We start from the raw sequence: 20,062 nt of genomic DNA on the forward strand, positions 1-20,062 counted from the left end.
TTGGTGATCAGGCGTTGGCGGCGGGCTTGAGCTTCAGGATGATCTGCAGCGAGTAGGGCTGGGTGGGCTGCTGACCCGCGTACGGGTCGGAGTCGCTCGGCCAGCCGACCCAGTTCTTGTCGCTGAACGCGGCGCCGACGTTGTCCGAGCCGACCGGCAGCATCGGGACCTGCTCGACGAAGATCTTCTGGATCTTGTTCATCGCGTCGGTGCGGGCCGCGTCGGTGGTGGCGTTGGCGTACGCCTTCAGCGCCGCGGTGGCCTCCGGGCTCTTGAACCGGCCGAAGTTGCCCTGCTGCGCCGGCTGCCCGACCGGCTTGAGCAGGTCACCGTCCATCACGGTCTGATAGATGTCGTACGGGGTGGCGCCGCCGTTCGTCCACCGCATGGCACCCTCGAAGTTGCCCTTCTGGACGTCGGCATCCCACTTGTCCTGGTTGGGCTTCTCCACGGTGGCCTTGATGCCGATCTCCGCGAGGTTCGACTTGATGATCTCGAGGGTGGTCTGGTAATCCGACCACGGCGCCGGGTCGCTCAGCTTGATCGTCACCGGCTTGCCCGCCGGGCTGGTCAGCGTGTCACCGTTGAGCTTGTAGCCGGCGTCGGTCAGCACCTTCTTGGCGCCGTCGACGTCGACCGTGAGCTTCTTGCCCTGATACTCCGGGGCGATGTAGGCGTCGCCGGCGCCGTTCGGCAGACCGGTCACGCTGTCCAGCTGCGGGTGGAAGTAGCCGGCCTCGGCCTGGTTGAAGATGTCCGCCCGGTTGACGACCATGTTCATGGCCTGGCGCAGCTTCGGGTCGTCGAACGGCTTGATCGTGGTGTTCAGATACAGGCCGTGGATGCCGAGCACGCCGGGGGCCCAGACCTTGTGGTGCGCCGGGTCCTTGTCGATGAAGACCGACTTGTAGTTGGGGATGAAGACGAAGCTCCACTCGCACTCACCGTTGGCCAGCGCGGTGGACTGGGTGTCGTTACCCGAGTACGAGACGTAGCGCAGCTCCTTGACCTTCGGCAGGTCCTGCCAGTAACCGCCGTCGGTGCGCAGGTCGAGGACGGCGCCGGCCTGGGTGAACGACTTCAACGAGTACGGCCCGCTGCCGACCGGGTTCTTCAACGTGTCGGTGGTCGGGTCGGCGATCTTCTCCCAGACGTGCTTGGGAACGATCGGCGTCCGCGCCAGGATCTTGCTCTGGTTGACGAACTGCGGCGAGGAGAACGTCACGTGCACCACGCTGCCGTTGACGGTGATCTGGTCGTACGGGATGGCGAACTCGTTGAGCGCCTGCTTCGTCTTGAGCAAGCTGAACGTGTACGCCACGTCGTCGGCGCTCAGCGGCTGGCCGTCCGACCACTTCGCGTTGTCGCGAACCGTCACGTCCATCGACTTGAAGTCGTCGGCCCACTTCACGTCGCTGGCCAGCCACGGCGTCATCGGGTCGGCCGGCTTGACCGGGTTCCACTGCATCAGCGGCTCGTAGACGACCCACTTGTAGCCCAGCGCGTTCGCCGACGAGGTGCCGGCGAACGGGTTGTTGTTCTCGGTCTGGGTGCCGTTCGGCATGCCGATCCGCAGGTAGTCGACCGACTTGTTCGCGTTGGCGTTGTTGGCGTTCGGCGAGTCGCTGCACGCGGCTAGACCACCCGTGGCGAGCGCACCCGCCAGGGCTACCGCGAACAGTTTCCTTCTCTGCATCGCAAATTCTCCTCAGATGTGCGATATCGGGTGAGAAAGTGCCCGGCAGCGCGAATGGGAGCAACGCCGGGCGTGCGGCATCGCGGCGCCGATGGGATGCCGGCGTCGAGATCTCGCGGGTGGGGCCTATTCGGTGGAGGCGCGGGTGACGAACGAGGTGGGGATGACGGTCGGGCGGTTGGGCAGGGGTGTGCCCTCGAAATGGGCGAGCAGCGTGCGTGCCGCGGCCTCGCCCATCTCGCGCAGGGGCTGGTGCACGGTGGTGAGCGGCGGCTGGGTGTGCGCCGAGTTGCGGATGTCGTCGAAACCGACCACGGCGATGTCCTGCGGGATGCGGCGGCCGCTGTCCAGCAGGGCCTGCATCGCGCCGATCGCGGACAGGTCGTTGTGCGCGAAGACCGCGTCGAAGTCCTTTCCAGACTCCAGCGCCTTTGTTACTCCTTGGGTCCCGCAGGCGTACGTGAAATCGCCCTGATGGACCCGCTCCGCCGGGATGGGGTGCCCGGCCTCGTCGAAGACCGCCTCGAAGCCGGCGAGGCGCTGCTGCGTGCAGCCGAAACGCTCCGGGCCGGTGATCACCAGCGGGCGGGTGCGGCCGACCGCCAGCAGATGGCGCGCGGCCTCGCGGGCGCCGTCGTGGTTGGTCGTGCCGACGCTGGGCATCTCGCCGGAGATCTGGTCGCGGTCGTCGATGAGCACCACGGGCAGCCCGCGCCGGTGCAGGTTGGCGATGTAGTCGAGAGTGCCCTCGGGCTCGATGACCAGCAGGCCGTCGAACGACTTCGCGGAGACCTGGGCGCCGAACTGGCGCATCGACTCGTCGCCGCGGTTGCACGTGTACAGCAGCAGCCCGTACCGCTCGGCCTCCAGCACGTCCACCGCGCCCTGGATGACCTCGCCGATCCACGGCCAGGTGAGCGAGGGGACCAGCATGGCGACCACCCGGGTACGCCCGCGGGCCAGGCCGACGGCGCGCGAACTCGGGACGTAGCCGAGCTCGTCGATGACGGCGCGGACCCGGGCGGCGGTCGACTCGTCGAGCTCACCCTTGCCGTTGAGGACCCGGGACACCGTGGTCTTGCTGACCTTGGCCCGGGCAGCCACATCGGCAATGGTGATCGGCACGAGTCCCTCCGTCGGTTGTGACCGGCAGATTTCGGAACCGCTTCCGAAACCGGTTCCGGCAGTTAACGCCCGGATAGGGACTCACGTCAATGGTGAAGAACCTCTATTTCTATCTCGGGACGGTAACCGTGTGGTATGGGAGCGCTTCCGTTTAGTTAAATGCGGACTTCTCGGGACGAAATCAGCGACACGGTCTCGACCAGGTTGGGCAGAACGATGCCCAAGGGGGCATCGATGACCAGTCCCGCGTACGGTTCGCCGCGCGTGACGCCGCGATTGACGATGGCGACCCGGATGCCGTCCTTGACCGCGCGCAGCACGAATCGGCGCCCGGACATGACGGTCAGCGACGAGCCGAGAACCAGCAACGTACGGGCGGCGGCGACGGTCTCGAAGCTCTTGGCAACGCGCGGCGGCGGGACCGACTCTCCGAAGTAGACGACGTCCGGCTTGAGCATGCCGCCGCACGCCGGGCAGTCGGCGTACACGAAGCCGTCGAGCTCCTCGTCGGCTAACTCGGCGTCGCCGTCCGGGTTGATCCGCTGGGCGACCCCGGCGAACTCCGGGTTCAGCTGCTCCAGTCTGGTGGCCACCTGCTGCCGCGGGGTCCGGGTCTGGCAGTCCAGGCAGGCGATCCAGGCCAGGTTGCCGTGCAGCTCGATCACGCCGTGCGCGCCGGCCGCCTGGTGCAGACCGTCGACGTTCTGCGTGATGATGCCGTCCACCAGGCCCAGCTGCTGCAGGTGGGCGACCGCGCGGTGCCCGTCGTTCGGCTTCGCGTCGCCGATGTTGCGCCAGCCCAGGTGGCTGCGCGCCCAGTAGCGGCGGCGGGCGATCGGGTCGCGGGTGAAGCTCTGGTAGGTCATCGGGGTGCCGCTGCGGGCCGAGCCGGACGGGCCCCGATAGTCTGGGATGCCGGAGTCCGTCGAGAGCCCGGCGCCGCTGAGCACCACCACGCCGCCCTCGGCCACCCACCCGCCGAGCTCGGCCACCTGATCAACCACCTGTAGGTCCACGCCACCATGTTCCCTCGCGCCCCGCGAAGCCGGTACGGCGCGCTTTCCCGGTGTGGGGTTTTCGGCAGGGCGGTGGTGTGCTCGTCGCGACGTTCGGGGCTCGTGCACGTTGCTGCCCGAAACGGTAGTTTGTTCCTCGTGGCTGAATTGGCGCGCGTGCTTCCCCGGTATTGGGACGGCCGCCGCCTGCTGCGTTTCCTCGCCGGGTTGGCGATGGTGGCGCTGGCCTTGACGGCGCCCGCGTTCAGCGAGCCGGTGTCGGCCGGCCCCGCTGTGCCGGTCTCGATCGCGCGGCCGGCCGCCGCCGCGGCGCCTGTCGTGGACGCCGCGTCGTCCCACTCCGCGGTGCCGGTCGCCTCGATGGTGGACCGCTCCTTCGGGGAATTGCCGCTGCCGGCCCTGCCGTCCACGCTGGTCGTGGCGGTTGCGGTGGGGATCCTCGCCGGGGTCGCGTCGCGGGTCCGGGCTCCGCGGGCGCCTCCGGCCATCTGACCTCTCGCCGCATCTGGGCGGAAGGCTCGGCCTTTCGTCGTGGTCTCAGCGCAACCCGTTACGAAGATCGCGTCGCCCGTGAGGTGTCCCGTGGATTTCGTCCTGCACAGCTTTTTCGTCTCTCTCCCGCTCGCCGTCGTCGTCTGGCTGATCATGGTGGTGGTGCTGGCCGGCCTGGCCGCCCTCCTCGTCCTCCCGAGCCGGCTGACCAGCCGGGCCCGGGACCGGGCCGCCGCCGACGGCGCCCCGACCGCCGAACTGACCATGAGCCCGGGCGGCACCTTCACGCCCCGCCTGGTCGAGTCCGCGCCCAGCCCGGCCGAGGATCTTCAGTACGCCGGCGAGATCTCCGTGGCGGCACGCCGGGCCGCCGCCACCGCGGAACGCCACCGCGGCGAGTGGATCGCCGCGCAGGAGGAGCTCGAGGCCGCCTGGACGGCCTTCGACGCGGCCGACCGGGCCGCCCGCGCCACCCTCAAGGCCGGCGCGTTTCCGCTGATGAGCCGCCGTCGCAAGCCCGGCGAGAACGTCGACCGCGAGCGTTACCTGCATCACGCCGCCAGCGAGGCCTGCCGGCACCGGGAGATCTCCATCAAGCAACTGAACGACATCTTCGCGCACCGCGGCTGGAACCCCCGGCTGCACCCGGTGTTCCAGGAGGGGGCGCTGCGCAACGCCGTCCGCGACCACCGCCTCGCCGGTTACCGGCAGGCCCTGGCGACCGAGCGAAAGGCTTGGCAGACCGCCGAACTGTCCGCCCAGGCGGTGCGCAGCCTGCGCCTGGAGGTGGCCGCCGCGATCGCGCACAGCGGCACCCGGCAACCGGCTCCCGGTGAACAATGGTGGGCGGAGCAATGGACCACCGCCGATCTTCCGGCGGCCGCATAGACATCCCCTGTGGAGGGTATTGCCGGATGGCCGGTTCGCCCGCGACTGTCAGCACAGGCAGGTACCGTAACCGGGCAGGATGACCCCGCGTGCGGAGAAACGGGCAGGAGGACGGCTTGTCGTCAACACCGGTGGGTGACCAGCCGAACGCGGTCCGGTTGCACCGGGCCGCGCGGCTGGAGGACGCCCTCCACGAGGTTCTGGTGCGACGGCTGCGCAATCGGGGGTGGGAGCCCGTCATCACCGCGTACACGGGGTATGGCGCGCCCGGCTGGGCCCGGGTCATGGCCCGGGTGGTGCTGACCCGCCCGGCGCAGGCCCGCAAGCGCCTGGAAAAGGTCCGCGGCTGGCGCAGTTTCACCACGTCACCGGTCACCGACACGGTGGTGCGGATCCAGATCGGCGAGAGCGTCACCGAGACCCGCACGGACCGTAGTGGTTACGTGGACTGCCGGGTCAAGGGCGATCTCGAGCCCGGCTGGGGCACGGTACGGCTGTCCACCGACGGCGCCGCCTCGGTGGACGCGCCGGTGCGGGTGGTCGACCCGGAATGCCGGTTCGGCGTCATCTCCGACATCGACGACACGGTCATGGTCACCGCGCTGCCCCGGCCGCTGCTGGCCGCGTGGAACACTTTTGTGCTCGATGAGCACGCCCGCATGGCGGTGCCCGGCATGGCAGTGCTCTACGAGCGGCTGACCACGGCGAACGCCGGCGCCCCGGTGTTCTACCTGTCGACCGGCGCGTGGAACGTGGCGCCCGCGCTCACCCGGTTCCTCTCCCGCCACCTGTACCCGGCCGGGCCGCTGCTGCTCACCGACTGGGGGCCGACGCCGGACCGCTGGTTCCGCAGCGGCCAGGAGCACAAACGCACCACGCTGCGGCGCCTGTCCACCGAGTTCCCGCAGGTCCGATGGCTGCTCATCGGCGATGACGGCCAGCACGACCAGGAGATCTACTCCGAGTTCGCGCAGGCCCACCCGGAGAACGTGGCGGCCGTCGCGATCCGGCGGCTGTCGCCGACGCAGGCCGTGCTGGCCGGTGCCGTCCCGGGGCCGTCCGGCTCACCGGAAGCGGTCGGCTCGGGTGGCAAGACGTGGTTCTCCGCCCCGGACGGCGCCGGCCTCTGGTCGTTACTCCGAGACGCCGATGTCGTCTGACGCGGGATATTCCACGGTCTCCGCCACTCGCTGGTGCAGGCGCTCGCGCACCTGCTCGGGTGTGTACGCCCGGCGGCGGCGTTCGGCCCGCGCCATGACGGCCCCGGTGGCCGCGACGCCCGCCAAACCCGCCAATCCCACTACTTTCCACCAACGCATCACCCGAGGATAGACACGTGGACGCCGCCATAAGCCTGGACGAGGCTATCGACCTGACGCGCACGGGCGACATTTGGATCTTCCGGGGACGATCCGGGCCAGACCGGGCGATCCAGGCGCTGACCAACAGCCCGGTGAACCATGTGGGCATGTCCGTGGTGGTCGAGGACATGCCACCGCTGATGTGGCACGCCGAGCTGGGCAAGTCGCTGCCGGACATGTGGTCGGGCACCTTCCAGCGCGGGGTCCAGCTGCACGACCTGCGCGACGCGGTGCACGTCTGGGCCCACCGGTACGGCCAGCGCGGCTGGTTACGCCAGCTCGAGCCCTCGGTGTCGCGCCCGATGGAGGACCTGGCGCTCAAGACCGTGGCCCGCCTCGACGGCACCCCGTTCCCGTCGTCGGCGCAGCTGGCCTGGCGCTGGGTGCGCGGCCGGGTGCCACACGTCGCGCCCGGCCGGCGCGACGGGGAGCTCGCGTCCTCGGTGCTGGAGACGGCGTACTGCGCCGAGGTGGTCGCCGTGACGTACGAGGCGATGGGCTTGCTGCCGCGCGGGCGTCAGCCCAATTGGTACGACCCGGGCCGATTCTGGAGCGGGGACTCGCTGAAGCTGTGCGACGGGTTCACCCTCTCGGACGAGATCGCGGTGGACATTCCCGCTGGCTAGGGTCATGTTGTCAGGATGGGGCTGATCGGGCGGGTCGCCGAGGTGGTCGCGCTCGACCGCCTGCGAGCCGGTGCGCTGCGCGGCGCCGGCGGGGCCGCGCTGCTGGTCGGCGACGCCGGCATCGGCAAGAGCGCGCTGGCCGGCGAGGCGGTCACCCGGTTTCGCGCGGCGGACGCGACCGTCCTGATCGGACGCTGCGACCCGGACGAGGGCGCCCCCGCGTTCTGGCCGTGGCTGCGCCTGTTCGAGTCCGGCGTGGACGGTCTGTCGCCGTCGCTGCTGGAGCTCGCCGACGAGGGCGAATCCGCGGCGGTGGCACGATTCCGGGCGATCCGCTCCACGATCGGGGCGCTGCGCGCGGCCGGCCCGCTCGTGCTGGTGCTGGAGGATCTGCACTGGGCCGACGCGGCTTCGCTGGCGCTGCTCGGCGCGCTGTGCCGCGAGATCGGCTCGACGAGTCTGACGCTGATCGGCACCAGCCGGCCCGTTCCGCAGCCCGACCTGCCCGAGGCCGAGATCCTGGAGCTGGGGCCGTGGGACGTGCGCGCGGTCGGCGCGTACCTGACCGGGCTCGGCGAGGCTGAGGTGCATCCGACGTGGCCCGCCGTGGTGCACCGGCTCGGCGGCGGGAGCCCGCTCTACACGCGCGAGCTGGCCCGGCTGCTGCTGCGCGAGGACCGGCTCGCTCGCCCGGCCGGATCCATCGGGCTGCCCGAGGGACTGCGCCGGCTCGTGCTACGCCGGACCGTGCCGCTCACGCCGGCCTGCCGCGAGATGCTCGGCGTGGCGGCGGCGTTCGGTGCCGAGATCGACGTGCCGGCGCTCCGGCGGATCGTGCCGGGCGACGCGGTGGCCGAGGCGGTCGAGGCCGGGATCCTGGTCGAGGATCCGTCGGCGCCGGCCCGCGTCCGGTTCGGGCACGAGCTGGTGCGGCAGGCGTTGTACGACTCGATGAACCGGGACGAGCGGATCCGGGCGCACGCGGCGATCGCCGCGCACGGCGGGGGATCACCGGCCGAGATCGCCCGGCATCGGGTGCGGGCCGCGGTGGACGAGGAGTCGCGGCGGGCGGCGGTCGAGGCGTGCGTCTCCGCGGCCGCGGCGGCGACCCGGGCGCTCGATCACGAGGAGGCGGTGCGCTGGCTCGGCCGGGCGCTGGAGAACCGGCCGCGGGACGCGGATGTGGTGCGGCTGGAGCGCGCCAAGGCGGCGTACCGGGGAGGGCAGTTGGATCTGGCGCTGGCCGACTGCGAGGCGATCGTGGACCGGGTGGGTGCGCCCGCGGCCCTGGTGATCACGGGATTCGGCGGACCGCTCGCGCCCGCGCTGCTGCGGCTTTGCGATCGCGCGCTCGCGCTGGAACCGGGCGACGCCGAGCGGGCTCAGGTGCTCGCGCAGACCGCGTTCCTGATGACCGAGGCCGAGGACCCGGCGGCAGCGCGGCGGATCAGCGAGGAGGCGATGGCGCTGGCCGAGAAGTCCGGGCATCCGGGCGCGCTGGTCTCCGCCATTCACGCCAGGCACGAGGTGATCGATCCGGTCAGCGACGTCGACGAGGTGCTGGAGCTGGCCCGGCGCGGTGCCGCGCTGGCCGGGCCGGCCGGTCGGCCGGACGCCGAGCTGTGGAGCCGGGTGTGGCGGGTGGACGCTCATCTGATGCGCGGCGACCGGGCGGCGATGGATGCCGAGACCGCGAAACTGGACGCGCTCGCCGCCCGGCTGAGCTGGCCGGTGGCCCGCTGGCATCTGCTGCGCGCGCGGGGCGCGGGGCTGCTGCTCAGCGGCCGGTTCGCCGAGGCCGAGGCCACGTCGGCGGAGGCCGCGGAGGTGGCCATGCGCGGCCACGACGAGTCCGCGTCGTACCTGCACCGGGCCTTCCTGGGCGGCCTGGCCCGGCTCACCGGGGGCCGGGGTCACTGGCCGGCCGATCTCGGGGCCGATCTGTCGCTGGCCGCCTCGGCGCCGGTGGGGGCCGCGCACATCGCCCGGGTAGCGATGGAGATGAACGACCGCGAGGCGGTCGATCAGACGCTGGCGCTGTTACGGACGGCGCTGCCGGTGCTCCCGATTGACCTGCGCCGTCCGTTCATCGTGATGACAGCGGGTGAGGTGGCGATCTGGGCCGGTGACCGATCGTTGGCCGCGGACGCCTACGCGTTGTTACTGCGGTACGCGGGTTTCTATCTGAACTCGCAGACGGCCTGCTTCGGCGCCGCCGATCGCACTCTCGGCGAGATCGCTTTCGGGTTGGGCAAGACTCAGGCCGCGGACGGCCATTTCGCCGCCGCGGTGGCCATGGAGGAGGCGGCGGGTTGCGCTCCGTTCCTCGCTCTCGCCCGTCTCGCGTACGCCCGTTTCCTGCGCCCCACCGACCCGCGCCGTTGCCGGGAGCTGGCCGCCGCGGCCGGGGTCACCGCGCGCCGGCTCGGCATGCCGGTCGTCGCCGCGGCGGCCGGCGAGCTGAGCCGGGACCCGCTGACTGCCCGGGAGCGCGAGATCGCCGCCCTGGTCGCGGACGGACTCGCCAACCGGGCCATCGCCGAACGGCTCTACCTGTCCGAGCGGACGGTCGAGACACACGTGCGGCACATCCTCGCGAAGCTGGGGCTCAGCGGCCGCGCCGACCTACGTGGTGCTTCTCAGTACCGGCACTGACGTCGCGCGGCCCGCCGCCGCCGAGAGTCGAAGCCATGACAACGAACCTGAGCACCCAGATCCGGCCCGGCACCTACACCATCGACCCGGACCGCTCCACCTGCCGCCTGATCGCCACGCACGTCTTCGGCCTCAAGCCGGTCGACGCGACGATGACCGTGCACCAGGGCACGATCACGGTGGCCGACGACCCGGCCCGGTCCACCGCCTCGGCGGAGATCGCGACCGCCAGCTTCCGCAGCGACGACGCCAAACGCAACCGCGACATCCGGGGCAAGCGTTTCCTGGACGCCGTACGCTTCCCGGTGATCGCGTTCCGCAGCACCGGCTTCGATGACGGGCGGCTGACCGGCGTGCTCAACGTGCGCGGCCAGGACAGCCCGGTGACGCTGGAGCTCGGCACGGCCGAACCGACCGGCGACGGCTGCCGCTTCACCGCGACGTGCACGGTGGACCGGGTGGCCGCGGGCGTGAAGACCGGCCGGGCGATCGTCGGCCGCACCGTCCACATCAGTCTCGACCTGTACTGCGCTGGTTAACTCGACAGCGGGGCCTCGTGGCAGGACGATCATGCGGGACGGATCGGAGGCCATGAGTGCGGGACGACGTGCGGATCGTGGAGGCGGCCGAGGACGATGTACGCCGGTTCGTGTCCGACCAATACCATCGGCGACATCTTCTGGTGCATCTCGGCGAACGGCGCGGAATCCTGCTCTTCGCCTTCCGGGGCGCGGTTTTCCTCGGCCACCTGTTCCTGCGGCTGGCCCCGGCCGAGGAACAGGAACTGCGGTCCGGACTGCCCGGGGTTCCGCTCCTGCAGCACCTGCGGGTGATGGACGAGCATCAACGGGCCGGCGTGGGGCGGCGGTTGATCGGCGCGGCCGAGCGGCGGCTTCGCGCGATGGGTCACCGCCGGGTGGCGCTGGGCGTGCATCCGGCGAACGACGATGCCATCCGGTTGTACCGGCGGCTGTCCTTCACGGAGTGGCGCGAGCAGACTCTCATGACGTTTCGTGAGGACGTCGGCGACGACGGGCGGGTGGTCCGGGAAGAGGAGCCGTTCCTGGTGTTCGTGAAGCGGCTGGATCGGCCGCCGCCCGGATAGCGGGCGGCGGCCGTCCGTTGTCGTGCTGTCAGTGGGCGCGGCGGCCGCGCGACGCGGCCTGCGGTGCGCCCGAACCGGTCCGGGGTGCTGAAGATCCGGTGCGCGGAGCGCCCGAGCGCCGCCCGCGGCCATCCGCCGCCGGCGTACCCGAGTGCCGGCCCCGGCCATCCGTCGCGGCCGTTCCCGAATGCCGGCCCCGGCCCTCGGCCGCTGCCGTTCCGGAGTGCCGCACCCGGCCATCCGCCGGAGCCGCACCCGAGCGACGCCCGCGCGTCGCGCCGTCCGTCGACGCCGGCCGGGCGTTGTTTCGAGCCCGTGCCTGATCGCGGGCCGGGCGGCTGGCCCGCGCCGCCGGGACGGCGGCCGGAGCCGGAGCCGGAGCCGGCGACACGAACTTCCGCTCACCCGGCGCCAGCTCGGCCAGCAACGGGTCACCGGGCCTGGTCCGGCTCGTCGTCGGGCGGACCCCCGCCCGGCGGGTGAGGTCGCGCACCTCGGACTGCTGATCGTCGGTCATCAACGTGATCACCGTGCCGCGCGCGCCGGCCCGGGCCGTGCGCCCGGAGCGGTGCAGGTAGGCCTTGTGCTCCACCGGCGGGTCCGCGTGGATCACCAGGGCCACGTCGTCGACGTGGATGCCGCGGGCCGCGATGTCGGTGGCCACCAGCGTCTCCGCGGTGCCGTCGGCGAACGCGGCCATGTTCCGGTTGCGGGCGTTCTGCGCCAGGTTCCCGTGCAGCTCGACGGCCGGCACCCCGGCCGCGACGAGCTGCCGGGTCAGCACCTTGGCGCGGCGCTTGGTGCGGGTGAAGACCACCGTGCGGCCCGGTGCGGCGAGCAGATCGACCAGCACCGGGAAGCGGTCGTCGCCGCGGACGTGCAGGACGTGGTGCGCCATCTCGACCGGCGCCTCGGCGGCCGAGTCGACAGCGTGCGTCACCGGGCTGCGCAGGAACTTCTTGACCAGCACGTCCACCCCGTTGTCCAGGGTGGCGGAGAAGAGCATCCGCTGACCGTTGCGCGGGGTCTGCTCCAGGAGACGGCGTACGACCGGAAGGAATCCGAGGTCGGCCATGTGGTCGGCCTCGTCCAGCACGGTGATCTCCACCGAGTCCAGCGAAGCGTGCCCGTTGCGCAGGTGGTCGTCGAGCCGGCCGGGGCACGCCACCAGGATGTCGACGCCGGCCTTGAGACCGCGGATCTGCGGCTGCGCGCCGACGCCGCCGAACACCACGAGGGTGCGCAGGCCCAGCTTGGCGGCCAGCGGCGCGATCGTGGCGTCGATCTGGGTGGCCAGCTCACGGGTCGGCGCCAGGATCAGCGCGCGCGGCCGGCCGGGCCGCCGCGCCGACTTCGACGCGGCCAGCCGCGCCAGCACGGGCAGCGCGAACGCGTACGTCTTGCCGGAGCCGGTACGGCCGCGGCCCAGCACGTCGCGCCCGGCGAGCGTGTCGGGCAGGGTGGCGGCCTGAATCGGGAAGGGGGTGGTGATGCCGAGGTCCGCGAGTGCCGTGGTCAGAACGGCGGGCACGCCGAGCTCGGTAAAGGTGGTCATGTAGCGGTGACTCCAAAGGGTCGAGGGGTCGTCCTGCCCGGCGCAGACTCGTGTGGCTCAGTCGCGGCGCGTGGTGGCCGATCCGGAAGGCCGATGCCGCTGGTGTCGGGCATCGGTCTGGCGGCCCGAGGCAAGACTGGGCGGACCGCGTGATCAAGCATACCTCGCCGTCGTTACGCGCCCGAAGCAACCGAACAGCACCCGTATCCGACCCGCTCCGCACTCCGCGACGATCACCGTTTTTCTCGGCGCCGGAACCCCCGACCGGCGGTACCACGAGGAGATCCCCCATGAGCGGAGTCACGCCCGACCGCCGTCGCTCGGACATCGTCACCGAACACATGCCGCTGGTCGGCCACCTGGTCCGCGAGACGCTCGCGCGCGTTCCCGCGCACGTCAACCGCGACGACCTGATGTCGGCCGGATACGCCGCGCTGGTACACGCCGCCCGCGGGTTCGACCACGAGCGCGGTGTGCCTTTTGCCCGATTCGCGGCGGCCCGGGTGCGGGGGGCGCTGCTCGACGAGCTGCGCGGCCTGGACTGGGCCAGCCGCTCGGTGCGCCAGCGTGCCCGCCGCGCGGACGGCGCCCGGCAGGAGCTCACCTCGGAGCTGGGCCGCACGCCGACCGTGCACGAGGTGGCCGGCCGGCTCGGCGTCGCGGCCGAGGACATCGAGTCGGCCGACGACGACGTGAAGCGTGCCGTGGTGTTCAGCCTGCAGGGTTTCGCGACGGCGAGCGCCGACGACATGGTGACCGAACCGAGCGCCGGACCGGAGGAGATGCTGATCCGGCGCGAGCGGCTCGGTTACCTGCGGGACGCGATCGAGGCGCTGCCCGAGCGGCTGCGTGCGGTGGTGCACGGGTACTTCTTCGACGAGCGGCCGATGGCCCGGATCGCCCAGGACCTGGGCGTGACCGAGTCGCGGGTGTCGCAGCTGCGGGCCGAGGCGCTCAGCCTGCTGCGGGACGGGCTGAACACGCACCTCGAGCCGTCCTTGGCCGCGCAGGCCGCGGCCAAGGACGGGTGCGTGGCACGGCGCCGGCAGGCCTACTACGAGCAGATCGGCGCCCGGGGCACGTTACGCACCCGGCTGGCACTGACCGGCCCCGACGGCCTGCCGGCCGCAGCCTAATTCGCGCAGGTGCCGGCCTTCTTCTGGGCGGCGATGGCCTTGGCGGCGCCCTGCTTGTAGAGCGCCAGACCCTCCTTGGCCGGCTCCAGCTTCCAGGCGTTGTTCTCGTACACCATCGTGTACGACTGGGCCGCCACGAGCTGCTTGGCGATCACGATGGCCCGGTCCGTCCCGTCCATCCGGGCGCTGGTGAGCTGGATGGCCAGCCCCTTGCGCGAGCACGCCTCGTTGAGCTTGACGTAGTCGGTCTTGCTGATCGCCTGCTTGCCGGCCTGGGTGTACATCTCCCAGGCGCCGGCGAAGTCGCCGCCGGAGAACCGGTCGAACACGGTCTGCGCGGCGGCGCGCGCGCCGTCGATGGTCCGGGCTTCGGGCCCGCCGGCGGCGGCCTGGGCGGCGGCCGGCTTGTCGTCGCCGGTGCACGCGGAGGTGAGGGTGAGGGTGGCGGCGGCGATGATCGCCAGCGCGCCGAGGCGTGTGATCGGGTGGTCGTGGTTCATGCCGGGACTAATTCCGATCGACCGCCGCGCGTAACGGCTCGCCGGAGATATTGACGGATTGCTGACACATACTCGGTCGGCCGTAACCTGCGTGACAGGCGTGGAGGCATGCCGATGATTCGGCTATTCTGGGCGTTTGCCGAGCATAAAAAAAGCGGCCATCAATGGCCGCGACCAGCGAATGATACCACAAAGGGGAGTGGCTTTGTCAACCTCCGCCGCGGTGACGCGAGCCGACGACCTCCGTTCCGAGCAGGCGTACCTCACCACCCTCTACGAGCGCCTGGATCGCCTGCGTGAGCGGGCAAACGATCGTCTGCGCGCGATTTTGCTGGAGTCCGGCGGCACCCCGCAGGGACGCACCCAGCGTGAGGCATCACGCAGTCATTACACGGAACAGCTCGCCCAGATGAATTCCGTGGAAAATGGATTGTGTTTCGGCCGATTGGACTTCGCGGCCGACAATCCGACCTACATCGGTCGTCTCGGGCTTTCCGCCGAAGAACACGATCGTGATCCGTTGCTGGTCGACTGGCGGGCCCCCGCGGCCCGGCCGTTCTACCTCGCCACCGCGGTCTCGCCGGAGGGCGTGACCCGGCGCCGGCACCTACGCACCCGGGGCCGCGAGCTCACCGGCATCGACGACGAGGTGCTCGATCTCGAGTCCGGCGAGGCCGGCGGCCGCGAGGACGTGACCGGCGAGGCGGCCCTGCTGTCCGCGCTCACCGCGACCCGCACCGGCCGCATGCGCGACATCGTCGAGACCATCCAGGCCGAGCAGGACGAGGTGATCCGCGCCGGGCTGCCGGGCGTGCTGGTCGTCCAGGGCGGTCCGGGCACCGGCAAGACCGCGGTCGCGCTGCACCGGGCGGCCTACCTGCTCTACACGTACCGTCAGCAGCTCACCAAGCAGGGCGTGCTGATCCTCGGGCCGAACCCGACCTTCCTGCGCTACATCTCCCAGGTGCTGCCGTCGCTGGCCGAGACCGGGGTGCTGCTGGCGACCCTGGGCGACATGTTCCCCGGCGTCCGCGCGCGGGCCGCCGAACCGGCCGCGGCCGCCGCGATCAAGGGCCGGGTCGGCATGCTCGACGTGCTGGCCAGGGCCGTCGCCGACCGGCAGACCGTGCCGCACGACTACGTCGAGGTCGACCACGACGGCTACCCGCTGCGAATCGAGCGCGCGGTGCTCGAGGACGCCCGAGCGGCGGCTCGCAAGGCCGCCCGTCCGCACAACGTGGCCCGGCAGATCTTCGTGACCGAGGCGATCCACGCCCTGTCGCTGCAGATCGCCGAGCGTATCGGCGCCGACCCGCTGGGCGGCGAGAATCTGCTGTCCGAGGCCGACCTCGCCGAGACCCGCCGGGAGCTGCGCGAGGACATCGACGTCCAGATGGCGCTGTTCGACTTCTGGCCGGTGCTCACCGCGCGTCAGGTGCTGCGTGACCTGCTCAGCGACGCGGACCGGCTGGAATCGGCCACCCCCGGGCTCACCCCCGGCGAGCGGGCCCTGCTGTTGCGTTCCCGCGACGCCCGCTGGACGCCGGCCGACATCCCGCTGCTGGACGAGCTGTCCGAGCTGCTCGGCGTGGACGACACGCTCAAGGCGCGGGAGGCGGCCCGGCAGCGGCGCGAGGCGATCGACTACGCCGAGGGCGTGCTGGAGATCGTCCAGGGCTCCCGGTCCCTCGACTTCGAGGACGACGCCGAGGAGGAGGTCCTCTCCGCGATCGACGTGGTGGACGCCAGCGCGTTCGTCGAGCGGCACGAGGTGCTCGACACGCGTACCGCCGCGGAACGTGCCGCCGCCGACCGTACGTGGGTCTTCGGGCACGTGATCGTGGACGAGGCGCAGGAGCTGTCGCCGATGGCCTGGCGGCTGCTGATGCGGCGCTGCCCGAGCCGGTCGATGACCGTGGTGGGCGACGTCGCGCAGACCTCCGAGCTGGCCGGCACGACCACGTGGGACCAGGTGTTCGAGCCGTACGTGGCGCAGCGCTGGAACCTCGCCGAGCTGACCGTCAACTACCGCACGCCGTCCGAGGTCATGGCGGTGGCGGGCGACGTGCTCGCGGCCGTCGACCCGGCGCTGCAGCCGCCGCGCTCGGTGCGGTCCGCCGGCGTCGAGCCGTGGGCGCTGCGGGTGCCGCCGCTCACGCTTCCCGCCGAGATCATTGCGGCCGTACGCCTCGAGGCCGCCGACGTGGGGGACGGACGGGTCGGGGTGATCGTGCCCGAGGGCCGTGAGGCGGAACTGGGCCGGCACCTGGTCGACGCCGTGCCGGGCGCGGCCGTGGGCGAACAGCCCGACCTGCTCAACCAGGTGGTGCTGATGACCGTGCGGCAGGCCAAGGGGCTGGAGTTCGACTCGGTCATCGTGGTGGAACCGGACGAGATCATCGCGGAGAGCCCGCGCGGGTTGTCCGACCTTTACGTGGCGGTCACCCGGGCCACCCGCCGGCTCGGGGTGCTGCACACGGCGGACCTGCCGAAGGTGCTGAACTCGCTGGCCTGAGACACATGGGGGGACCCGCGTCGCGGATCCCCCCATGTGCGTTCGTCAGGCGGCCTTGGCCGCGTACTGGGTGTGGCCGTGCGCGTTGGTCATCGCGAGCCGGCTGGTCATCGAGGTGCTGTTGGCGATGGTGGCGTAGTAGTTGGCGCGGCGGCGCGCGGTGATGCTCTCCGGGTTGTCCGGCGTCGGGGCCAGCTCCGGGCTCAGGTGCGTGTTCAGGCCGTCCTTGAGCAGCGACAGGGCCTCGGCGCGCAGCTGGCTGATCCGGCTCTCGGTGACACCCAGCTCGTCGGCGATCTCGGCCATCGGACGCTCGTTCAGGAAGTACTCGGTGATGACGTGCTGCAGACGCTCCGGCAGCGAGCCGATCGCGTGGTGCAGGTAGCCGATCTGCTCCCGGCGCAGCAGCATCTCCTCGGGGCCCGGCGTCTTCTCGGTGACGAGCTCGTCGGCGCTGCTGGTGGTGAAGCCCTGCAGCGACAGCACGGTGGCACGCTGCACGTCGGTGTCGGTCTGCTGCAGGTCGCCGGCGGTGGTGCCGAGCGCCTGGGCCAGCTCCTCGGTGGTGGGCGTGCGGCCCAGCGTGGTGGTCAGCTGCTGGCGGGTGGTGTCGGTGGCGCGGGCCTTGGTACGCACCGAACGGGTCGCCCAGTCCAGGGCGCGCAGCTCGTCCAGGATCGCACCACGGATCCGCGTGCTCGCGAACCGGTGGAACGGGATGCCACGGTCCGCGTCGAAACCGCGGGCGGCGGTGACCAGCGCGTGCAGGCCGGCGCTGGTGAGGTCGTCGCGGTGGATGTGGTTCGGGATGCGGGTGAGCATGTCGCGCACCAGGTGACCGACGAGCGGCATGTGGGTGCGGATCAGCTCTTCCTGCTGGGCGGCGGAAAGCACCGTCACGGCGGCGGCGGTGTCGGCAGCAAGGTCGGCAGCGGTCGTCACGGTGCTCGTCATGTGTTTTCCCCCCGTTTGTTGTCGGCGAACCGCTGAGCGATTCACCGGCTGACGGAAGAAAGAATCGGGAGCCCGGGGTACGACTACCGGTCGTGTTCGGGTGCACGACGGTTGCGCCGGTTTTTTCTCGCCCCCTTCCATCGGCGGCGCGCGCCCCGGCTTGATGATTTGCTCGCGACTGGCACGGTGGAGCGCATGGACCTGACCGGCGGCGGCACGATCACCCTCATCTCCGGGGTGGTGATCGCGCTGGGCATTCTCGGCGTGGTGATCCCGGTGCTGCCTGGCCTGCTGCTGAGCTGGCTGGGTGTGCTGCTGTGGGCGGTTCTCGGCGACGCCGGCGGTGTGGTGCGCTGGACGGTGCTGGCGGTGGCCACGGTGGTGGCGCTGCTCGGCGCCACGGTGAAGTACGTGATGCCGGGCCGCCGCATGAAACGGATGGGCGTGCCGAACACGGCACTGCTGGCCGGCGCGGTCCTCGGCCTGATCGGCTTCTTCGTGGTGCCGGTGGTGGGCCTGGTGCTCGGCTTCGTCCTCGGCGTCTACATGGTGGAGCTCGCGCGGCTGGGCCCGCAGCGGGCGTGGCCGTCAACACGGGAGGCGTTGACGGCCGCCGGCATGGCGATGCTGATCGAGTTCACGACGGCGCTGGGGGTGGCCGTCGTCTGGGTGTTCGGCCTACTGGCGAGTTAGCCGTCGCGGGCGTTTGCGACGCCGCTGGGTCAGTAACAGCAGCAACGGGGTGCCCGCGAGCACCAGCGCGAACGCGCCGGCGGCCAGTACCGTCAGCGTCTGTGGTGCGGCTCGCACCGATTCCGGTGTCGCGCCCACCGCGTCCCGAGCCCGCGCCGCCCCGGGTGTGTCCGCCGGCTCCGGGGCCACGTCCCGCGGTTCGACCAGCTTGCCGACGCTCGCGTCCCGGGGGACCTGGAATCCCCAGTCGAGCAGGATGCCGCCGATGTCGTACACCCGCACCGTGGGCTGGACCTCGGCGCCGAGCACCGAGACGACCAGGCGGCGGCCGTTGCGCTGCGCCGCGCCCACGAAACTGTGCCGCGCCACCGTGGTGAATCCGGTCTTGCCGCCGAGCGCCCCCGGATACTTCAAGATCAGTTTGTTCTCGTTCTGGATCTGGAAGCCGCCCTTTTTCTGTTTCGGCTGCGCCGGCATCTGCGCGGTGCGGGTCAGCACGTACTTACGGAAGTCGGCGCTGGCGAAACACACCCGGGCGATCAGGGCCAGGTCGTACGCGCTGGTGAATTGGCCCTTGCCGTCCAGGCCGGACGGGGTGACCGCGTGGGTCTGAAAAGCACCGAGCCGTTGTGCGGTGGCATTCATCGCGGCGACCGTCTGCGCGACGCCGTCCGGGCCCCCGCCGGCGGCCAGCCGGGCCAGCGCGTTGGCCGCGTCATTCCCGGAGTTGAGCAGCAGCCCCAGCCATAACGTGGAAATCGAATACTTTCCGCCCGGCACGAGCCCGACGGCCGAACTGTTCGGCTCGATGTCGAGATCACTCGGGACGATGGTGACCTGCTTCGCCGGATCCAACTTGTCGATCACCGTGGCGGCCAGCAGGGTTTTCTGCACGCTCGCCGGGGTTTGATACACGTGCGGTCCACAAGCGCCGAGCACCTCGCCGGTGTCCAGGTCGGCCACCAGCCACGTGGTCGCGGTGACCGCGGGCGGTGGCGGGGCGCCGGCCGGGACGACGAGTCCGTGCGTGGCGAGCGCGTCGCCGCCGATCGCGCTGTTGACCGGGTCGTCCGGCGGCGGCACCGGACGTGGCGGGACACCGGTGGGTTTGGGCACCTTCGGCTTGGGACAGGGAATCTCGGCCGGCGCGGCTTTTCGCGCCGGCGCCGCGTCTGCCGCGGCGGGGACGGCCGCGGGGGAGGCGGCGGATAACAGGACGGTGGCGAGCGCCGCGACAATGCGGCGCCGGGTGGACCGGATCAAGGCCAGGAGACTCCTGCGTCGAGTCGCTGATCGAGCAGCCGGGCGAGCGGGACGGTCTCGCCGTCCCCGCCGCCGGCGCCGATGATCAGCCGGGGCGTGCTGGGGGAGAGGTCTGCGCCCGTCAAACGAGCGCGCAGCGAGGCGGGCACGGTGAGCACGTAGTACTCCCCGTCCTCACCGACGGCGACCGAACGGTTCGACTTCAGATACCAACCCCGGACGTGCGTCCGGTACGTGGCGCGGCCGTCGAACGCGCGGGCGCTCAGGGGATGCGGTGGGATGCCTCGCTCGATGGCGCGGCGGACGAAGCCGGCGAGCAGGTCGTGCGCCTCGCGGGCCTCGGCCGCCCGGTCCGCGTCGAGCGCCGCCGCGTGCCCGGCGATCGCCTGCCGGCGCCGCCGCGTCCACTCGGTCTGCTCGGTCCGCTTGTCGGCCATGGATGCGACCCTAGGTGATCCGGCCGGGGCGCGGCCACCCCTTGA

19 protein-coding genes are annotated in these 20,062 nt (G+C 71.4%); 10 read left to right on the top strand and 9 right to left on the bottom strand.

All coding sequences use genetic code 11. The annotated features are described in order from the left end of the window. Positions 1-7: 7 nt before the first annotated feature. The 3 genes from HH310_RS08730 to HH310_RS08740 all read right to left on the bottom strand — a co-directional run bounded on the left by HH310_RS08730 (position 8) and on the right by HH310_RS08740 (position 3,837). Complete coding sequence (locus HH310_RS08730; protein ID WP_169174921.1) at positions 8-1,696, bottom strand: ABC transporter substrate-binding protein; 1,689 nt, start codon at positions 1,694-1,696, stop codon at positions 8-10. Positions 1,697-1,822: 126 nt separating this feature from the next. Next, entirely contained in the window at positions 1,823-2,821 is a 999-nt protein-coding gene (locus tag HH310_RS08735) for a LacI family DNA-binding transcriptional regulator (RefSeq protein ID WP_169174922.1), read from the bottom strand. Positions 2,822-2,976: 155 nt separating this feature from the next. Next, positions 2,977-3,837, bottom strand: a complete 861-nt coding sequence (locus tag HH310_RS08740) for an NAD-dependent protein deacetylase (protein ID WP_169174923.1) — start codon at positions 3,835-3,837, stop codon at positions 2,977-2,979. A 138-nt stretch (positions 3,838-3,975) separates the two neighbouring features. On the opposite strand from HH310_RS08740, the gene HH310_RS08745 reads away from it, so the two are divergent. The 3 genes from HH310_RS08745 (at position 3,976) to HH310_RS08755 (ending at position 6,377) form a co-directional block, all read left to right on the top strand. After that, positions 3,976-4,329, top strand: a complete 354-nt coding sequence (locus HH310_RS08745; protein WP_169174924.1) for a hypothetical protein — start codon at positions 3,976-3,978, stop codon at positions 4,327-4,329. A 90-nt stretch (positions 4,330-4,419) separates the two neighbouring features. Next, positions 4,420-5,217 carry a hypothetical protein gene (locus HH310_RS08750; RefSeq protein WP_169174925.1) on the top strand — a complete coding sequence of 266 codons (798 nt, stop codon included), beginning with the start codon at positions 4,420-4,422 and terminating at the stop codon, positions 5,215-5,217. Between the two features lie 116 nt (positions 5,218-5,333). Further along, positions 5,334-6,377 (top strand): App1 family protein, encoded by a 1,044-nt coding sequence (locus HH310_RS08755; protein WP_211191912.1) that lies wholly within the window; start codon positions 5,334-5,336, stop codon positions 6,375-6,377. Here the strand turns inward: HH310_RS08755 and HH310_RS08760 are convergent. Next, positions 6,351-6,536 (bottom strand): hypothetical protein, encoded by a 186-nt coding sequence (locus tag HH310_RS08760; protein WP_169174927.1) that lies wholly within the window; start codon positions 6,534-6,536, stop codon positions 6,351-6,353. The genes HH310_RS08755 and HH310_RS08760 overlap by 27 nt on opposite strands. A 17-nt stretch (positions 6,537-6,553) precedes the next feature. Here HH310_RS08760 and HH310_RS08765 point away from each other — a divergent pair, with 17 nt between their 5' ends. From HH310_RS08765 to HH310_RS08780, 4 genes are read left to right on the top strand one after another with little or no spacing between them, the layout of a single operon-like run. Next, positions 6,554-7,204 carry a hypothetical protein gene (locus HH310_RS08765; protein ID WP_169174928.1) on the top strand — a complete coding sequence of 217 codons (651 nt, stop codon included), beginning with the start codon at positions 6,554-6,556 and terminating at the stop codon, positions 7,202-7,204. 15 nt (positions 7,205-7,219) lie between these two features. Then, entirely contained in the window at positions 7,220-9,859 is a 2,640-nt protein-coding gene (locus HH310_RS08770) for an AAA family ATPase (protein WP_169174929.1), read from the top strand. Between the two features lie 35 nt (positions 9,860-9,894). After that, positions 9,895-10,398, top strand: coding sequence for a YceI family protein (locus HH310_RS08775; RefSeq protein WP_169174930.1), 504 nt, complete (start codon positions 9,895-9,897; stop codon positions 10,396-10,398). Positions 10,399-10,454: 56 nt separating this feature from the next. Next, positions 10,455-10,964 (top strand): GNAT family N-acetyltransferase, encoded by a 510-nt coding sequence (locus tag HH310_RS08780; RefSeq protein WP_169174931.1) that lies wholly within the window; start codon positions 10,455-10,457, stop codon positions 10,962-10,964. Positions 10,965-10,992: 28 nt separating this feature from the next. Here HH310_RS08780 and HH310_RS08785 read toward each other — a convergent pair whose 3' ends face one another. Continuing rightward, positions 10,993-12,519: a DEAD/DEAH box helicase gene (locus tag HH310_RS08785; protein WP_169174932.1), complete on the bottom strand. Its 1,527-nt coding sequence runs from the start codon at positions 12,517-12,519 to the stop codon at positions 10,993-10,995. A gap of 290 nt (positions 12,520-12,809) precedes the next feature. Between HH310_RS08785 and HH310_RS08790 the strand changes: the two genes are divergently transcribed. Further along, complete coding sequence (locus HH310_RS08790; protein WP_169174933.1) at positions 12,810-13,655, top strand: sigma-70 family RNA polymerase sigma factor; 846 nt, start codon at positions 12,810-12,812, stop codon at positions 13,653-13,655. Here HH310_RS08790 and HH310_RS08795 read toward each other — a convergent pair. Beyond that, complete coding sequence (locus tag HH310_RS08795; RefSeq protein ID WP_169174934.1) at positions 13,652-14,155, bottom strand: hypothetical protein; 504 nt, start codon at positions 14,153-14,155, stop codon at positions 13,652-13,654. The two genes, HH310_RS08790 and HH310_RS08795, sit on opposite strands and share 4 nt — an antisense overlap. Before the next feature lie 181 nt (positions 14,156-14,336). Here HH310_RS08795 and HH310_RS08800 point away from each other — a divergent pair, with 181 nt between their 5' ends. Beyond that, on the top strand, positions 14,337-16,670 hold the full coding sequence (locus HH310_RS08800) for an ATP-binding domain-containing protein (RefSeq protein WP_169174935.1): 2,334 nt from the start codon (positions 14,337-14,339) through the stop codon (positions 16,668-16,670). Between the two features lie 45 nt (positions 16,671-16,715). Here HH310_RS08800 and HH310_RS08805 read toward each other — a convergent pair whose 3' ends face one another. Continuing rightward, positions 16,716-17,624 (bottom strand): sigma-70 family RNA polymerase sigma factor, encoded by a 909-nt coding sequence (locus HH310_RS08805; protein WP_169174936.1) that lies wholly within the window; start codon positions 17,622-17,624, stop codon positions 16,716-16,718. A gap of 195 nt (positions 17,625-17,819) precedes the next feature. Here HH310_RS08805 and HH310_RS08810 point away from each other — a divergent pair, with 195 nt between their 5' ends. Beyond that, complete coding sequence (locus HH310_RS08810) at positions 17,820-18,317, top strand: DUF456 domain-containing protein (RefSeq protein WP_169174937.1); 498 nt, start codon at positions 17,820-17,822, stop codon at positions 18,315-18,317. On the opposite strand, the gene HH310_RS08815 is transcribed toward HH310_RS08810, so the two are convergent. Together HH310_RS08815 and HH310_RS08820 are read right to left on the bottom strand one after the other, a co-directional pair. Next, the gene (locus HH310_RS08815) at positions 18,303-19,580 is read right to left on the bottom strand and encodes a D-alanyl-D-alanine carboxypeptidase family protein (protein WP_211191913.1); all 1,278 of its coding nucleotides are present in this window, start codon (positions 19,578-19,580) and stop codon (positions 18,303-18,305) included. The genes HH310_RS08810 and HH310_RS08815 overlap by 15 nt on opposite strands. Continuing rightward, entirely contained in the window at positions 19,577-20,017 is a 441-nt protein-coding gene (locus tag HH310_RS08820) for a hypothetical protein (RefSeq protein ID WP_169174938.1), read from the bottom strand. Before HH310_RS08820 ends, HH310_RS08815 begins: the two co-directional genes overlap by 4 nt. Between the last annotated feature and the right edge of the window lie 45 nt (positions 20,018-20,062).

The sequence above is a fragment of the Actinoplanes sp. TBRC 11911 genome (assembly GCF_012933445.1).
GTDB lineage: Bacteria > Actinomycetota > Actinomycetes > Mycobacteriales > Micromonosporaceae > Actinoplanes.

Coding starts and splice junctions, on each gene's coding strand:
- HH310_RS08730 (WP_169174921.1), bottom strand. CDS start 1,696: ATGCAGAGAAGGAAACTGTTCGCGGTAGCCCTGGCGGGTGCGCTCGCC.
- HH310_RS08760 (WP_169174927.1), bottom strand. CDS start 6,536: ATGCGTTGGTGGAAAGTAGTGGGATTGGCGGGTTTGGCGGGCGTCGCG.
- HH310_RS08770 (WP_169174929.1), top strand. CDS start 7,220: ATGGGGCTGATCGGGCGGGTCGCCGAGGTGGTCGCGCTCGACCGCCTG.
- HH310_RS08775 (WP_169174930.1), top strand. CDS start 9,895: ATGACAACGAACCTGAGCACCCAGATCCGGCCCGGCACCTACACCATC.
- HH310_RS08785 (WP_169174932.1), bottom strand. CDS start 12,519: ATGACCACCTTTACCGAGCTCGGCGTGCCCGCCGTTCTGACCACGGCA.
- HH310_RS08790 (WP_169174933.1), top strand. CDS start 12,810: ATGAGCGGAGTCACGCCCGACCGCCGTCGCTCGGACATCGTCACCGAA.
- HH310_RS08795 (WP_169174934.1), bottom strand. CDS start 14,155: ATGAACCACGACCACCCGATCACACGCCTCGGCGCGCTGGCGATCATC.
- HH310_RS08800 (WP_169174935.1), top strand. CDS start 14,337: ATGATACCACAAAGGGGAGTGGCTTTGTCAACCTCCGCCGCGGTGACG.
- HH310_RS08805 (WP_169174936.1), bottom strand. CDS start 17,624: ATGACGAGCACCGTGACGACCGCTGCCGACCTTGCTGCCGACACCGCC.
- HH310_RS08810 (WP_169174937.1), top strand. CDS start 17,820: ATGGACCTGACCGGCGGCGGCACGATCACCCTCATCTCCGGGGTGGTG.
- HH310_RS08820 (WP_169174938.1), bottom strand. CDS start 20,017: ATGGCCGACAAGCGGACCGAGCAGACCGAGTGGACGCGGCGGCGCCGG.